Origin of the sequence: Klebsiella sp. KPN54798, assembly GCF_021184225.1 — a bacterium.
Classification (GTDB): Bacteria; Pseudomonadota; Gammaproteobacteria; order Enterobacterales; family Enterobacteriaceae; genus Klebsiella; species Klebsiella pneumoniae.
Genome location: NZ_CP089234.1, coordinates 3,868,479 through 3,883,150 on the forward strand (window position 1 = coordinate 3,868,479; position 14,672 = coordinate 3,883,150).

Genomic DNA, 14,672 nt, shown 5'->3' on the forward strand with positions numbered 1-14,672 from the left:
GAGGTCATCATGCAGATCGATTTAACAGGTAAGAAGGCGCTGGTTACCGGCGCCAGCCGTGGGTTGGGTCGCGCCATCGCGCTGTCGCTGGCGCGCGCCGGCGCCGATGTGGTTATTACGTATGAAAAATCGGTCGATAAAGCCCAGGCGGTCGCCGATGAAATAAAGGCGCTGGGTCGGTACGGCGAAGCGGTACAGGCCGACAGCGCCAGCGCGCAGGCGATTCAGGATGCCGTCACCCATGCGGCCCGGTCCCTCGGCGGGCTGGACATTCTGGTCAACAACGCCGGAATAGCCCGCGGCGGTCCACTGGAATCCATGACGCTGGCGGACATTGACGCGCTTATCAACGTCAATATCCGTGGGGTGGTCATCGCCACCCAGGAAGCGTTGGTGCATATGGCCGATGGCGGACGAATCATCAATATCGGCAGCTGTCTGGCTAACCGCGTGGCCATGCCGGGCATCGCGGTGTACGCCATGACCAAGTCCGCCCTCAACGCCCTGACCCGTGGCCTGGCGCGTGATTTAGGCCCTCGCGGGATCACCGTTAACCTTGTCCATCCAGGGCCGACCAACAGCGATATGAACCCGGAGGATGGGGAACAGGCGGAAGCCCAGCGCCAGATGATTGCGGTCGGTCACTACGGCCAGCCGGAAGACATCGCCGCGGCGGTCACCTTCCTCGCCAGCCCGGCCGCCGGGCAGATCTCCGGTACGGGGCTGGACGTGGATGGCGGATTGAACGCCTGATCGCACATTTTCTGCAAGCCTCTGTCGCCCGGCAGAGGCCTTTCCGCGCCGCCTCGACGGGTTGCGTTTTGCCTCTTACCTGCGTTTTTTCTCCGCTCTACATTACCCCATAAGAAATTCGGAATTTATCTAATAGTCTTATTATTTCCTTATATTTTGTGTGGGCGTACAGTGGGGGTACGGATGAAAATTGTCTGGTCAAAAACGGCAGATAAGCAATTTTCTAAAATCGATACTCGGTATAAGAGCCGCATTAAATCCAGGCTGGAGAAGATGGATGATAAAGCTTCACCTATCTCGGATATCAAAAAATTGTCCTCTCCCGAAAACCACTACCGGCTGCGATTAGGTGATTACAGAGTCATCTACACCTTTGGGGATCCGCCGGGCGATACCTGCTACGTCGTGGCGGTTAAACGCCGAACCACCACCACCTACCTTCATGAGGAAGATACCGAATATGACTATTCAGTACATCAAGGATGAAGAAGGAAAAGACCAGTATGTCGTCATTCCTTACAGCGATTACTTTCGTATGCGCCTGGCTCTGCTGGAGTACGACGACGAGGATGAAAGCGACTGGGAAGATATTCCTTATGAATCAGATATCTATGATAACGTCATGCTGCCGGGCGAAGTATGCGACGTGATGCATAAAGAAAACGTCAGCCTGCAGGCCGCGTGGCGCATCCTGCGCGGGATGTCCCAGCAGGAGGTAGCCGAAAAGCTTGGCATCAGCCAGTCCGCGGTGTCACAACTGGAAGCGCTGGACTCTCGTCCGCAAAAGCGCACCCGCGAGAAGCTGGCGGCGATTTACGGCTGTACTCAGGAGCAGATCAGCCTCTATCTGCCGAAAGAGGGTTAACAGCACTTCGCCCCGCCCTTGCCGCCGTAGCGCGCGTCCTGGCGTTCGCGAAAGAACTCTTCATAAGTCATCGGCGTCTGATCCGGGTGGGTTATTCGCATGTGCTCGACGTAGTTATCGTAATCCGGCACGCCGATCATCATCTTCGCCGCCTGGCCCAGGTACTTACCTGCTTTGGAAAGGGTGTCAAACATAAGTCATTTCTCTTTTGTATCCCTCACCCCGAGCCTCTCCCAAAGGGAGAGGGAGGATCGGAAATGCAGGCCGGGTAAGGCGAAGCCGCCACCCGGCACACCGGTTAATGCGCGCGCTTCGCCTGCGCGGTTATAGTTTGCGCATCGGCGGGCATCGCCTGGTACGGTGTCTCTTTCGCCGTTGGTTTATCCTCTTTCAGCGCCGCCAGCGCGGTTTTAATCGAGAACAGCGCCAGCACCACCACCACAATCATAAAGAAGATGGTCAGCCCGGCATCGAGACGGTTGTTAAACACCAGCTGCGCCAGCTGTGATTCGGTATATTGCGGCGGAATGTTGCCGCTGTCGATCATCGCCTGGAATTTATTAGCGATCGCCAGGAAACCAACTTTGGTGTCCGGGCTAAACGACTTCTGCCAGCCGGCGGTCAACGTACAGATCAGCAGCCAGCTGGTCGGCAGCAGCGCCACCCACGCGTAGCGCTGGCGTTTCATCTTGAACAGGACCACCGCGCAGAGCATCAGCGCCATCCCCGCCAGCATCTGGTTGGCAATACCGAACAGCGGCCATAGGGTGTTAATCCCGCCCAGCGGATCGACCACCCCCTGATGCAGGAAGTAGCCCCAAGCCAGCACGCACAGCGCTGTCGCCAGCAGGTTGGCCGGTAGCGAGCTGGTTTTTTTCAGCCCCGGGCTAATCACGCCCAGCAGATCCTGCAGCATAAAGCGCGCCGCGCGGGTGCCGGCGTCAACCGCCGTCAGGATAAACAGCGCCTCAAACAGAATGGCGAAGTGGTACCAGAACGAGACATCCATCAGCCCGCCCAGCGAGCCGTGCAGGATGTAGGCCATCCCCACCGCCAGCGTTGGCGCGCCGCCGGCGCGGGAGATAATCGACTGTTCGCCGACCTCGCTGGCGATTTGATGCAGCGTATCAGGCGTAATGCTAAAGCCCCAGCCGCTCACCACCTGCGCTGCCGAGGCGACGACATCGGTGGTACCCGCCGGCGCCAGCACCGCCATCGGGCTGTTCATCGCGAAGTAGACGCCCGGATCGATAATACAGGCCGCCACCAGCGCCATAATAGCGACGAAGGATTCCATCAACATGCCGCCGTAGCCGATAAAGCAGGCCTGGCTTTCGTTGGCCAACATTTTCGGCGTGGTGCCGGAGGAGATCAGCGCATGGAAGCCGGAGACCGCGCCGCAGGCGATGGTGATAAACAGGAACGGGAACAGGTTGCCGGTCCACACCGGGCCGGTACCATCGACGAACTTGGTCAGCGCCGGCATCGTCAGGGTCGGGCGCATAATCAGAATGCCAATCGCCAGCCCCACGATGGTGCCGATTTTCAGGAAGGTGGAGAGGTAGTCGCGCGGGGCCAGCAGCAGCCAGACCGGCAGTACCGCAGCCACAAATCCGTAGCCCACCAGGATCCAGGTCAGCTGTACGCCGGTGTAATCAAACCACGGCGCCCAGGTCGGGCTTTCCGCCACCCAGCCGCCGGAGATGATGGCGAACACCAGCATCACCAGGCCTATCACCGACACCTCGCCGATGCGTCCCGGACGCAGATAGCGGATGTAGATGCCCATAAAGATCGCCAGCGGAATGGTAAAGGCGACGGTGTATGTCCCCCACGGACTGTGGGTCAGCGCTTTCACCACAATCATCGCCAGGACCGCGAGGATGATCACCATGATCATAAAGCAGGCCACCAGCGCCAGGACACCAGCGGTCGGTCCCATCTCCTCTTTAACCAGTTCGCCAAGCGAACGGCCATCGCGGCGGGTCGAAACAAACAGCACCATAAAGTCCTGTACCGCCCCAGCCAGCACCACGCCGGCGAGGATCCAGATCATCCCCGGCAGGTAGCCCATCTGCGCGGCGAGCACCGGGCCCACCAGCGGCCCCGCGCCGGCAATGGCGGCAAAATGGTGACCGAACAGCACTTTTTTGTCGGTTGGAACGTAGTCGAGGCCATCGTTATGCCGCACCGCGGGCGTCATCCGCGTCGGGTCAACGCCGAGCACGGTTTTAGCGATATACAGGCCGTAGAAACGATACGCGATCAAATAAACGCAGACCGCGGCGACGACAATCCACAGCGCGTTTATCTGCTCACCCCGGTTTAAAGCGATATAGCCGAGGGCGAAGGCTCCGATGACGGAGAGCAGCGCCCAGATAAGGTATTTCCCTGAATTATTCATTGTTGTGGTCCACCGGTAGGGTAATCAGGATGTTACATTTTGTTTCTAGATCACAACGCAGAATTTAACAACACCGAAACATCGCAGATGCCGTACACCCACAGAGATTTGTCTCACATTGCTAGCGAGATCACTTAAGGCAGGAAAATGAATGAAAGGGTTACCGTGAACGGTGCCGTTTTTTTTGTCGGGTGGCGGCTAACGCCTTACCCGACCTACAGATCCGTAGTCCTGCTAAGCGCAATGCGAGCAGGGAAACTCCCGGATGGCGGCGCGCTGCGCCTTATCCGGGCTACCCCATTGCGCCGATACGTAGCCCGGCTAAGCGTAGCGCAAGCCGGGGAAACAGCGGCTTCTTAGCCCAGCACCGCGGTGCCCAGACGACAGGTGCAACAGCGCCGCCCCTTCTCGTCATACACCACAATCTCCCAGCTCTGGCTCTGGCGGCCAAGATGCAGCGGACGGCACTCGCCGCGCACTTTCCCGCTGGAGACGGCCCGGTGATGGCTGGCGTTAAGCTCAGTCCCGACGACGCACTGCCCTTCTTCGGTCATCAGCAAACCGGCCATCGAGCCCAGCGTCTCCGCCAGCGCCGCGGAAGCGCCGCCGTGCAGCAGGCCAAACGGCTGATGCGTGCGCGCATCCACCGGCATCTCCGCCTCCAGCAGCCCCTCTTCCAGTCGGGTGTAGATGATGCCAAGATGCGCCACCAGGGTATTTTCGCTGCTGGCGTTCAGCGCCGCCAGCGTAAGCTCTCGCTTCCAGGCCATTTACGCCCCCAGCGTCGAGCCGCCATCAACCACGATATCCTGCAGGGTGATATGGCTGGCGTGAGAAGAGGCGAGGAACAGAATGGTATTGGCGATCTCCTGCGGGCGGGCGATTTTACCCAGCGGGATGCCGAGCTTAAACTGCTCGCCGAAGCCGCGGATCCGCTGCTGCTCTGCATCGTCGCTGACCCACAGGGTGCGCTGCATATCGGTATCGGTGGAGCCCGGCGACACCAGATTACAGCGCACCCCGCAGCCCGCCAGCTCAAGGCCGACGGTCAGCGCCAGGCTTTTCAGCGCCGCCTTCGAGGCGCCATAGGCGCTCATGCCGATGCGCGGCGTGTGCGCGGCATCGGAGGCGACGGTGACGATCGCCCCGCCCCGCTGGCGACGGAACTGGGCCATCGTCTGCTGAAACAGATTAAACGCGCCGCCGACGTTGACCGCGAAGGTCTGCTGCCAGTCTTCCGCGCTCAGCTGGTCGGTAGCGCCCATGCGCAGGATCCCGGCGGCGTTCACCAGCACATCTAAACGCTCGGTGTTCGCCAACAGCCGGCTGCATGCCTCGCGTACCTGGTCGGCATCGGCAACGTCCAGCGTTTCGGTGGCAAACGGGTAGCTTTCGCCGTCAAAGGCGAGGTCGAACCCGGTGACGTTGGCCCCGGCCTCGACGAAAGCCAGCGCGGTGGCATAGCCAATCCCTTTACCTGCGCCGGTCACCCACACGGTCTGGCCGTGAAAATCCAGCGCCGCCATTATTGCACCTCGCGGGTGAGCAGCGCCCACCAGGCGTCGATGGTCGGGTTTTTCGCCAGCATCACGAAGTCGATATCGCCGTGCACTTTGCGCCAGCGGGCGGCCAGGGCCATCATCCGCACCGAATCCAGACCGTAGTCGATCAGGTTTTCATCATCCAGCGGTTCATCGGATTCGTCGAGCAGCGGCAGGATCAGCGCGCGCAGCGCCGCTTTGGAGGCTGGGAGCGGTAGCAGCTCTTCGGTCATCACCACGCGGCCGGAGCGGCCGGCGACGTATTTCAGCGCCATCAGGTGCTCTTCACGGCTGAAATCTGCCAGCGCGTCGGCGACAAAGAACGGTTTGATATCGCGCATGAAAGCATCGGTGGCGGTGGTCATGCAGCCGATATGGGCGTAAACGCCGGTGATGATCAGCTGGTCGCGACCGGTCTCTTTCAGCATCTCCTCCAGCGGCGAGCGATGAAACGCGCTGTAGCGCCATTTCACCAGCACGGTATCGTCTTCATCCGGCGCCAGCGCGGCAATCACCTGCTGCTGCTCCGGCGAGCGGGTCAGACCCGGCCCCCACATATCATTCAGCAGGGCGCGGTCTTCATCGCTCTGCTCTTTCGGCTGGGCAGTGTAGTACACCGGAATGCCGTTCTGTTTGCAGAAGTCGCGCAGGGCGGCGATATTAGCCACCACTTTCTCCATCATCGCGCTGTTTTCGCCCCAGAAGTTGAGGAAATATTCCTGCATATCGTGGATCAGCAGCGCGGCGCGCGACGGCTCAAAGGCCCAGTTGACCTTGTTCGCCGGGATATCGCTGGCTTCCGGCAGCGCATATGCCTGTAATTTAGGGATTGCCATTCTCTGTTCTCCTTCAGCCCAGCTTGCCTTCGGCCAGCCACTGACGTAATTGTTTTTTATCGACTTTGCCCACCGGCGTCAGCGGCAGCGCGGCAACGCACTCCACGCGGTCCGGCAGTTTAAATTCCGCCACCCCCTGCTCGCGCAGGAAGCGGCGCACGGCGACGGCGCGCAGCGGCGAGGTCACCACCAGATAAGCGCAGCTTTTCTCGCCCAGCAGATTGTCTTCGATGCTGACCAGCGCGGCGTGGATCACCGCCTCATGGCGCAGCAGCAGGTTTTCGATCTCTTCAGCGGCGATCTTCTCGCCGCCGCGGTTGATCTGATCTTTTTCCCGGCCCTGGACGGTGATATACCCATCTTCGTCGATCGAAATCAGATCGCCGGAGCAATAAAACCCCTCGGCGTCAAAGGCTTCCGCGTTATGCTGCGGGCTGTTGTAGTAGCCGCGGAAAGTGTACGGCCCGCGGGTCATCAGGCGGCCCACTTCGCCGCGCGGCAGCGGGTTGCCGTCGGCATCCGCTACCCACACTTCATCGTCCGGGCACATCGGACAGCCCTGGGTATTGATGATCCGCTCCGGGCTATCGTTAAGGCGGGTGTAATTCACCAGCCCCTCCGCCATGCCGAACACCTGCTGCAGCTGGCAGCCGATTTCCGCCGGAATGCGCGCGGCGAGGGTCGCTGACAGGCGCGCGCCGCCGACCTGCAGCAGCTGCAGCGATTGCAGCTGGGCGTTGCTGCCCCATTCGTGAATCGCCTGCAGCCACAGGCTGACCGCCGGCGGCACCAGCGAGGCAACGTTGATCTGATGTTTTTCGATCAGCGGGAAACAGAGCGTGGCGCTCGGGTCGGCGGCGAGGATCACCCGCCCGCCGGCGAGGAAGACGCCGAGCGAACCCGGGGAACTCATCGCATAGTTATGCGCCGCCGGCAGCGCGTTGAGGTAGCGCGTTTCAGCGTTAATCCCGCAGATCTCGTTGCTGCGGCGGATACTGTAGTCGTAATCGTTATGGGTGCGTGGGATAAGCTTCGGCGTCCCGGTGCTGCCGCCGGAGAGCTGGAAAAAGGCCACTTCGTCGGCAGGGGTTGGATTGGCGATAAAGTTATCCGCCGGGCGGTTAATCTCCGTCGCCAGATCGCGCTCGCCGCCGTCGTTACGCAACAGTGCGACGCGCAGGGAAGGATGTTCCGCGATAAACGCGTGGAGAAAGCTATCGTCAGCAAACAGCGCGTGCTCGCGATCGGCAATCAGCAGCGCCGGTTTAATCTGCGCGGCGTAGGCATTAAGTTCGCTGCGCTGGTGGCTGAACAAAGCGTTCACTGGCGCGACGCCGATGCGCAGCAGCGCAAAGAAGGTCATGTAAAACTCGGCGACATTGCCCAACTGCACCAGCGCGGTCTCCCCGCGCTTCAGTCCCTGGCGCTGCAGCGAGCAGGCGAGGTTGTCCACCAGCTGGTTAAACTGGCGGTAGCTAATCTGCCGCTCGCCATCGATAATCGCCACGGCGTCGTTTTCCGCGTGACGGGTGATCAGATTGGTTAACGGCAGATCCTGCCAGTAGCCTTTTTGACGATAGCGGGCCGCAAACTCTTCCGGCCAACGGGTAAATGCAATCATCCTTGCCTCTTAGTTCAAGCCAAATACGTTAAGCATGGTGGTCAGTTTGACGCCGGTTTCGCGCCATTCGCCCAGCGGCGAGGAGGCCGGAACAATGCCCGCGCCGGCAAACAGGCGCAGCGTACGCTGCTGCAGACGCGCGCAGCGGATAGTCACCACCCACTCGCCGTTGCCTTCGTCATCGCACCAGCCGACGATGCCACCGAACAGCTGGCGATCGAAGGGTTCCAGTTCAGCAATCAGGCGCTTCGCCGCCTGATGCGGGAAACCGCTCAGCGCCGGCGTCGGGTGCAGCAGACAGGCCAGCGACATGGCGTTTTCTTCCGCCAGCGCGGTGCCTGCGATCGGCGTCGCCAGATGCCAGAGCGTCGGGGTGGTAATCAGCTGCGGCGACTCCGGTAGCGACAGCTGACTGCTGCGCGGGCCCAGCACGCTCTTCATCGCCTGGGTCACCAGCTCGTGCTCGTGGCGATCTTTGCCGGAGGCCAACAGCCTGTTGCCTGCTTCCCGATCCAGCACATCGTCCGGCTGGCGACGGGCGGAGCCGGCCAGCGGCAGAGAGCTGAAGTGCTGTCCTTCTTTACGCAGCAGCAGCTCCGGGCTGGCGCCCAGCAGCACGCCGCCGTCGGAGAGCGGCACGTGGAAGTTAAAGCTGGCGGGGTTCTGGGCGATCAGTCGCTCCATCAGCGCGCCGCTGTCGACGCGGTCGCGGGTGGTAATATCGATAAGCCTTGATAGCACCACTTTGTCGACTTCCGGGGTGGCGGTCAGCGCGGCGGCGCGTTCCACCATGGCTAAAAACGCGTCCTGCTCCGGGATCTCCCGACGCTCCACCACCTCCATCGCCTCCAGCGGCGCGGCATAGCGGGCGGAACGCTGCTTTTCCGGGCGAGAGAACGCTTCCCAGCGCTCGGGGATATAGAGCTCGGAAGGCTGACAGGTGTCGAACGGGATAGCCCCGACCATCACCGGCTTGCGGATCCCCGCCGTCCGGGCCTCGGCAAAGGCGGCCGCCATCTGCTGCTGGAACTCGCCGTCCAGCGCATCGCCGCCAACGGCGGGCTGTGAGAAGCGACGGAAGCGGCCTGAAGTGGTAAAACTGCGGTACGGCGACATAAAGAAGAAGCTGTCCGGCGACAGGGTCCGGGTCGGTTTCTTTACATCCTCAGCCAGTGACGTTTCCATATCATCCTCCAAAAACGATAAAGATATTAAGAATAATTATCATTTATATTTTGGTTGGCTAACCTAAAAGGTATTGCCCGCCATGTCAACCGCGTTACGTCATGGCGCCGCCACTTTGGCTTGCATCCTGCTGACACAAAGTTGAAAATGAGACGCATTTATCACCTTTCAAATCAGGATGCGATGACGTGAACTTCTTTTCTTTCTGCCGCCGCGGTGCGCTGACCGGCATGCTGTTGCTTTTAGGAATTACCTCAGCCCAGGCGGCGGACTGGCCGCGCCAGGTCACCGACAGCTACGGGACGCATACCCTGCCGAGTCAGCCGCTGCGCATTGTCTCCACCAGCGTGACGCTTACCGGTTCGCTGCTGGCGATTGACGCTCCGGTGGTCGCCAGCGGCGCGACCACGCCGAACAACCGCGTCGCAGATAGCCAGGGCTTTCTGCGCCAGTGGAGCGAGGTTGCCAAAGCCCGCAAGCTGGCGCGGCTGTACATCGGCGAACCAAGCGCCGAAGCGGTGGCCGCCCAGATGCCGGATCTGATCCTGGTGAGCGCGACCGGCGGCGACTCCGCCCTGCCGCTGTACGATCAGCTTAAAACCATCGCCCCGACGCTGGTCATCAACTATGACGATAAAAGCTGGCAAACCCTGCTCACCCAGCTGGGGCAGATCACCGGTCATGAACAACAGGCCAGCGCGCGCATTGCCGACTTCAATAAACAGCTCGTTTCGTTAAAAGAAAAAATGAAACTGCCGCCGCAGCCGGTGACCGCCCTGGTCTATACCGCCGCCGCGCACAGCGCCAATATCTGGACGCCGGAATCGGCTCAGGGGCAGATGCTCGAACAGCTGGGCTTTAGCCTGGCGACGCTGCCGGGCGGCCTGCCCGCCAGCCATAGCCAGGGTAAACGCCACGATATCGTGCAGCTGGGCGGGGAGAACCTCGCGGCCGGTCTGAACGGCCAGAGCCTGTTCCTGTTCGCCGGCGACCAGAAAGATGCGGATGCCATCTACGCCAACCCGCTGCTGGCGCATCTCCCTGCGGTCGCAGACAAACGCGTCTACCCGCTGGGCACCGAGACCTTCCGCCTTGACTACTACAGCGCTCTGCTGGTGCTCCAGCGTCTCTCCAGCCTGTTCGGCTAACGCGGGCTGCGCCATCAGGCCGGGGCACGCAACCTGAACTCTTTGCCGGGCGGCGCTGCGCTTGCCCGGCCTACTGAGCTTGTACCGGCCTGCCGTACCCCAGGCCCGGTAAGGCGTAGCCGCCACCGGGCAATCGCACCCTACTTAACTTTCGTTGACGATTTCCGGGCGCTGGAAACGGCGCAGCTCGCGTAGCAGCCCAACCAGCAGCACACCGACAAGCGCCAGCGCCCAGCCGCTGGCGCTGGCGGATGCCGCCGGCGTCATCACCGCCCCTAAGCCGCCGAGCAGCGCCGCGCCGATGGCGTCGCCGGTGACGTTTTGCGCGGTCCACAGACCGTTAATCCGCCCGAGCATATGTTCCGGCGTCTGGGTCTGGATCAGGGTGTACTGCAGCAGCGAGCTAATAGCGCTCAGCCAGCCAAACAGCGCCAGGCACAGCGCGCCCAATGCCCAGTGCGGCATCAGGCTGAACAGCGCAATGGCGACAAACGATCCCACCGTCGTCGCCAGCATCAGCGCGCCCGGCCGCACCGTCTGGGCCAGCTGGCCGCTGGTCAACGCCCCCAGCGCCGCACCGAGCGGAATAGCGGCGTACAGCAGGCCAATCTGTCCGGCCGACATCTGCCAGCTACCGGCCAGCGCCGGATAGAGCACCCGCACCGCGCTGGCCATGGTCAGCAGACCGCCAAGCAGCGCAATCCCGCCGATAAGCGGGCTCCGGCAGAGGAAGGTCAGCCCCGCCAGCAGGGAGCGCAGCGGATGCTCGCGCGGCTGCGGAGGCGGCGGCAGCTGCGGCAGACGCAGCAGGGTTAAGGTGGTGATAAAGGTCCCCGCCGCCGCCAGGCCGAAGTTCCACGCCACGCCGCCGGTGGCCAGCAGCAGGCCGCCGATCATCGGCGAAATCACCGAGCCCAGGCGCACCGTCAACATGGTGATGGCCCCGGCCTGCATCAGGTTTTCCCGCCCCACCAGCGCCGGGGTCGCCGCCAGCAGCGCGGTCACCCCCAGCGAGGCGAAGAACCCATCCCAGATCCCCAGCAGGTAGATCGCCGCCAGCGACGGCTCCGGCAACAGGGCGTTCAGACACAGGCCGACAAAGCCCACGCCGCAGGTGCCGCGCGCCAGCAGGATCAGGCGTTTACGTTCATAGCGGTCAGCCAGCACGCCCCCCACCATCAGACCAACAAACATCGACGCCCCGGTCAGCGTCACCGACAGCCCGACCTGCCAGGTCGAATGGGTCATCATCTGGATCTGCACCGGAATGGCCACGCCCAGCAGGCCAAGCGACAGAATAGAGATAAAGCGAGCGATAAAAACGGCGCGAAACGCCGGGTGAGTTTTCAGCAGGCTGAGATTGAGCAGCCAGGATTGTCGGTTCATTACAGCGCCTTGTCGTTATTTTTAATACCCTTTTTACTGTGGGTCATGCTACCATAGCTGAATAAAATCGATAACGATAATTACTATCATTATCATATCAGGGATGTCAGTTATGTCGTTTTCTACGACCGCGGTACGCTCTGTCGCCGTGCCCGGATTGTTGCTATTACTCGCCTTAGCCGCCGCGCTTAGCCTGACCATCGGCGCCAAATCGTTGCCGATCGGCACGGTATTCACCGCCTTCAGCGGAACCTGTCAAAGCGCTGATTGCACTATCGTGCTGGACGCGCGCCTGCCGCGCACTCTGGCCGGTCTGCTGGCCGGCGTCGCCCTCGGCCTCGCCGGCGCGCTGATGCAGACGCTCACCCGCAACCCGCTGGCCGACCCCGGCCTGCTGGGGGTCAACTCCGGCGCCAGCTTCGCCATCGTCCTCGGCGCGGCGCTGTTTGGGATCACTTCCCCGCAGGAGCAGCTGCTGCTGGCATTCTGCGGCGCGCTCTGCGCCTCGCTGCTGGTAGCCTTTACCGGCAGCCAGGGCGGCGGTCAGCTGAGCCCGGTGCGCCTCACTCTCGCCGGGGTCGCCCTTGCGGCGGTACTCGAGGGGCTGTCCAACGGCATCGCCCTGCTCAACCCGGACGTCTACGATCAGCTACGCTTCTGGCAGGCCGGTTCGCTGGATATCCGCACCCTGCAAACGCTGAAAATTGTCCTGCTGCCGGTAGTGGTGGCGGGGATCGCCGCTCTGCTGCTGAGCCGGGCGCTGAACAGCCTGAGCCTGGGCAACGATACCGCCACCGCCCTCGGCAGCCGCGTCGCCCGTACCCAGCTGATCGGCCTGATCGTCATCACCGTCCTGTGCGGCAGCGCCACCGCCGTCGTCGGCCCCATCGCCTTTATCGGCCTGATGATGCCGCATATGGCGCGCTGGCTGGTGGGGGCCGATCATCGCTGGTCGCTGCCGGTCACCCTGCTCGCCACCCCGGCCCTGCTGCTGTTTGCCGACGTGATTGGCCGCCTGCTGGTGCCCGGCGAACTGCGGGTATCGGTGGTGAGCGCCTTTCTCGGCGCGCCGGTGCTGATCTGGCTGGTGCGCCGCCAGCCGCGGGGAGGTGGCCTGTGATTGCCCCGTCCCGCCGCCTGATAGCCAGCTGTCTGCTGCTAATGGCCGCCAGCCTGCTGATTTCCCTGCTCGGGCTGGCGCAAGGCCCGGTGCCCCTGACGATTGACCAGGTGTTCTCGGCGCTGTTCGGCGATGCGCCGCGCAACGTCGCGATGGTGGTGAACGAATGGCGGCTGCCGCGGGTGTTAATGGCGCTGCTCATCGGCGCCGCGCTCGGCGTCAGCGGCGCCATTTTCCAGTCGCTGACCCGTAACCCGCTCGGCAGCCCGGACGTGATGGGCTTTAACACCGGCGCCTGGAGCGGCGTGCTGGTGGCAATGGTCCTCTTCGGCCAGAACCTGACGGCGATCGCCCTGGCGGCGATGGCCGGCGGGGTGCTGACCTCGCTGGTGGTCTGGCTGCTGGCCTGGCGCAACGGGATCGAAACCTTCCGCCTGATCATTATCGGCATCGGCGTGCGCGCCATGCTGGTGGCATTCAACACCTGGCTGCTGCTGCGCGCCTCGCTGGAGACCGCCCTTTCTGCGGGCCTGTGGAACGCCGGATCGCTTAATGGCCTGACCTGGGGTAAAACCTGGCCGTCGGCGCCGCTGATCCTGTTGATGCTGGTGGGCAGCGCCCTGCTGGTTCGCCGGATGCGGCTGCTGGAGATGGGCGACGATACCGCCTGCGCGCTGGGGGTGCAGGTCGAGCGTTCGCGCCTGCTGCTGATGCTGGTGGCGGTGGTGCTCACCGCCGCCTCGACGGCGCTGGCCGGGCCAATCTCATTTATCGCGCTGGTGGCGCCGCATATCGCCCGCCGCCTGAGCGGCACGGCCCGCTGGGGACTGACCCAGTCGGCCCTGTGCGGCGCGCTGCTGCTGGCGCTGGCCGATTACGGCGCCCAACGGCTGTTTATGCCGTGGCAGCTGCCGGTTGGCGTGTTAACCGTCAGCCTCGGCGGTATTTACCTTATTGCATTGTTGATTCAGGAGTCCCGCAAAAAATGAGTGCTGTCCCCTCCCGTTTGCGCGGCGAGCAGTTAACCCTGGCCTACGGGAACAAGACCATCGCCGAGTCGCTGAACGTGACCATCCCTGACGGTCACTTCACCGCCATTATCGGCCCCAACGGCTGCGGCAAGTCGACGCTATTGCGCACCCTCAGTCGCCTGATGACGCCCGCCAGCGGCCACGTCTGGCTCGACGGCGCGCAGATCCAGCAGTACGCCAGTAAAGAGGTTGCCCGCCGCATCGGGCTGCTGGCGCAGAATGCCACCACCCCTGGCGATATCACGGTGCAGGAGCTGGTGGCCCGCGGGCGCTATCCGCACCAGCCGCTGTTTACCCGCTGGCGCAAAGAAGATGAAGAGGCGGTGAACAAGGCGATGCGGGCGACCGGGATCAGCGATCTGGCGCTGCAGAGCGTCGACACGCTTTCCGGCGGCCAGCGGCAGCGGGCGTGGATTGCGATGGTGCTGGCCCAGGAGACGGCGATTATGCTGCTGGATGAGCCGACCACCTGGCTGGACATCAGCCATCAGATCGACCTACTGGAACTGTTGAGCGAGCTGAATCGCGAGAAGGGCTATACCCTGGCGGCGGTGCTGCACGATCTTAACCAGGCCTGCCGCTACGCCACCCACCTGATCGCCCTGCGCGACGGCAGGATCGTCGCCGAGGGGGCGCCGAAGGAGATCGTCACCGCCGATCTGATTGAACGGATTTACGGTCTGCGCTGCACGATCATTGAAGATCCGGTGGCGCATACGCCGCTGGTGGTCCCGCTGGGCCGCCGGTAATCTCCTCTTTCCCCGGCTTGCGCTACGCTGAGC

Annotated in this window: 15 protein-coding genes; 7 read left to right on the top strand and 8 right to left on the bottom strand. The window is 62.5% G+C overall.

What is annotated here, in order from left to right; genetic code table 11:
• Positions 1-9 precede the first annotated feature (9 nt).
• From LPQ25_RS18685 to LPQ25_RS18695, 3 genes are all read left to right on the top strand, one after another.
• The gene (locus LPQ25_RS18685) at positions 10-753 is read left to right on the top strand and encodes an SDR family NAD(P)-dependent oxidoreductase (protein ID WP_002893908.1); all 744 of its coding nucleotides are present in this window, start codon (positions 10-12) and stop codon (positions 751-753) included.
• Between the two features lie 183 nt (positions 754-936).
• Entirely contained in the window at positions 937-1,239 is a 303-nt protein-coding gene (locus LPQ25_RS18690; RefSeq protein WP_002893907.1) for a type II toxin-antitoxin system RelE family toxin, read from the top strand.
• Positions 1,214-1,618, top strand: coding sequence for a helix-turn-helix domain-containing protein (locus LPQ25_RS18695; RefSeq protein ID WP_012737625.1), 405 nt, complete (start codon positions 1,214-1,216; stop codon positions 1,616-1,618). Before LPQ25_RS18690 ends, LPQ25_RS18695 begins: the two co-directional genes overlap by 26 nt.
• Here the strand turns inward: LPQ25_RS18695 and LPQ25_RS18700 are convergent.
• The 7 genes from LPQ25_RS18700 to entC form a co-directional block, all read right to left on the bottom strand.
• A complete protein-coding gene (locus LPQ25_RS18700; RefSeq protein WP_002893903.1) occupies positions 1,615-1,812 on the bottom strand; it encodes a YbdD/YjiX family protein in 198 nt (65 codons plus the stop codon). The genes LPQ25_RS18695 and LPQ25_RS18700 overlap by 4 nt on opposite strands.
• Positions 1,813-1,916: 104 nt before the next feature.
• Positions 1,917-4,022 carry a pyruvate/proton symporter CstA gene (gene cstA, locus LPQ25_RS18705; RefSeq protein ID WP_012737624.1) on the bottom strand — a complete coding sequence of 702 codons (2,106 nt, stop codon included), beginning with the start codon at positions 4,020-4,022 and terminating at the stop codon, positions 1,917-1,919.
• Positions 4,023-4,378: 356 nt separating this feature from the next.
• Complete coding sequence (gene entH, locus LPQ25_RS18710) at positions 4,379-4,792, bottom strand: proofreading thioesterase EntH (protein ID WP_048336736.1); 414 nt, start codon at positions 4,790-4,792, stop codon at positions 4,379-4,381.
• Positions 4,793-5,539, bottom strand: coding sequence for a 2,3-dihydro-2,3-dihydroxybenzoate dehydrogenase EntA (gene entA, locus LPQ25_RS18715; protein ID WP_086074289.1), 747 nt, complete (start codon positions 5,537-5,539; stop codon positions 4,793-4,795).
• Positions 5,540-5,547: 8 nt separating this feature from the next.
• Positions 5,548-6,399: an enterobactin biosynthesis bifunctional isochorismatase/aryl carrier protein EntB gene (gene entB / locus LPQ25_RS18720; protein WP_004210873.1), complete on the bottom strand. Its 852-nt coding sequence runs from the start codon at positions 6,397-6,399 to the stop codon at positions 5,548-5,550.
• A gap of 13 nt (positions 6,400-6,412) precedes the next feature.
• Entirely contained in the window at positions 6,413-8,020 is a 1,608-nt protein-coding gene (entE, locus tag LPQ25_RS18725; protein ID WP_004183353.1) for a (2,3-dihydroxybenzoyl)adenylate synthase EntE, read from the bottom strand.
• Between the two features lie 9 nt (positions 8,021-8,029).
• A complete protein-coding gene (gene entC / locus LPQ25_RS18730) occupies positions 8,030-9,205 on the bottom strand; it encodes an isochorismate synthase EntC (protein ID WP_014907941.1) in 1,176 nt (391 codons plus the stop codon).
• A 188-nt stretch (positions 9,206-9,393) separates the two neighbouring features.
• Between entC and fepB the strand changes: the two genes are divergently transcribed.
• Entirely contained in the window at positions 9,394-10,353 is a 960-nt protein-coding gene (fepB, locus tag LPQ25_RS18735) for a Fe2+-enterobactin ABC transporter substrate-binding protein (RefSeq protein WP_012737621.1), read from the top strand.
• Positions 10,354-10,497: 144 nt separating this feature from the next.
• Here fepB and entS read toward each other — a convergent pair whose 3' ends face one another.
• Positions 10,498-11,739, bottom strand: a complete 1,242-nt coding sequence (gene entS, locus LPQ25_RS18740) for an enterobactin transporter EntS (protein WP_004147525.1) — start codon at positions 11,737-11,739, stop codon at positions 10,498-10,500.
• A 112-nt stretch (positions 11,740-11,851) separates the two neighbouring features.
• On the opposite strand from entS, the gene fepD reads away from it, so the two are divergent.
• The 3 genes from fepD to fepC are packed head-to-tail and all read left to right on the top strand — an operon-like array spanning position 11,852 to position 14,639.
• Entirely contained in the window at positions 11,852-12,859 is a 1,008-nt protein-coding gene (gene fepD, locus LPQ25_RS18745; protein WP_004176917.1) for a Fe(3+)-siderophore ABC transporter permease, read from the top strand.
• Positions 12,856-13,848 carry an iron-enterobactin ABC transporter permease gene (gene fepG, locus LPQ25_RS18750; RefSeq protein WP_004147521.1) on the top strand — a complete coding sequence of 331 codons (993 nt, stop codon included), beginning with the start codon at positions 12,856-12,858 and terminating at the stop codon, positions 13,846-13,848. The genes fepD and fepG overlap by 4 nt, the downstream gene beginning before the upstream one ends.
• Positions 13,845-14,639, top strand: coding sequence for an iron-enterobactin ABC transporter ATP-binding protein (fepC, locus tag LPQ25_RS18755; RefSeq protein ID WP_002893737.1), 795 nt, complete (start codon positions 13,845-13,847; stop codon positions 14,637-14,639). Before fepG ends, fepC begins: the two co-directional genes overlap by 4 nt.
• Positions 14,640-14,672 lie beyond the last annotated feature (33 nt).

Excerpts from the sequence above, each read along its gene's own strand:
- LPQ25_RS18685 (WP_002893908.1), top strand. The coding sequence starts at position 10 with ATGCAGATCGATTTAACAGGTAAGAAGGCGCTGGTTACCGGCGCCAGC.
- LPQ25_RS18690 (WP_002893907.1), top strand. The coding sequence starts at position 937 with ATGAAAATTGTCTGGTCAAAAACGGCAGATAAGCAATTTTCTAAAATC.
- LPQ25_RS18695 (WP_012737625.1), top strand. The coding sequence starts at position 1,214 with ATGACTATTCAGTACATCAAGGATGAAGAAGGAAAAGACCAGTATGTC.
- LPQ25_RS18700 (WP_002893903.1), bottom strand. The coding sequence starts at position 1,812 with ATGTTTGACACCCTTTCCAAAGCAGGTAAGTACCTGGGCCAGGCGGCG.
- cstA (WP_012737624.1), bottom strand. The coding sequence starts at position 4,022 with ATGAATAATTCAGGGAAATACCTTATCTGGGCGCTGCTCTCCGTCATC.
- entH (WP_048336736.1), bottom strand. The coding sequence starts at position 4,792 with ATGGCCTGGAAGCGAGAGCTTACGCTGGCGGCGCTGAACGCCAGCAGC.
- entB (WP_004210873.1), bottom strand. The coding sequence starts at position 6,399 with ATGGCAATCCCTAAATTACAGGCATATGCGCTGCCGGAAGCCAGCGAT.
- entE (WP_004183353.1), bottom strand. The coding sequence starts at position 8,020 with ATGATTGCATTTACCCGTTGGCCGGAAGAGTTTGCGGCCCGCTATCGT.
- entC (WP_014907941.1), bottom strand. The coding sequence starts at position 9,205 with ATGGAAACGTCACTGGCTGAGGATGTAAAGAAACCGACCCGGACCCTG.
- entS (WP_004147525.1), bottom strand. The coding sequence starts at position 11,739 with ATGAACCGACAATCCTGGCTGCTCAATCTCAGCCTGCTGAAAACTCAC.
- fepD (WP_004176917.1), top strand. The coding sequence starts at position 11,852 with ATGTCGTTTTCTACGACCGCGGTACGCTCTGTCGCCGTGCCCGGATTG.
- fepC (WP_002893737.1), top strand. The coding sequence starts at position 13,845 with ATGAGTGCTGTCCCCTCCCGTTTGCGCGGCGAGCAGTTAACCCTGGCC.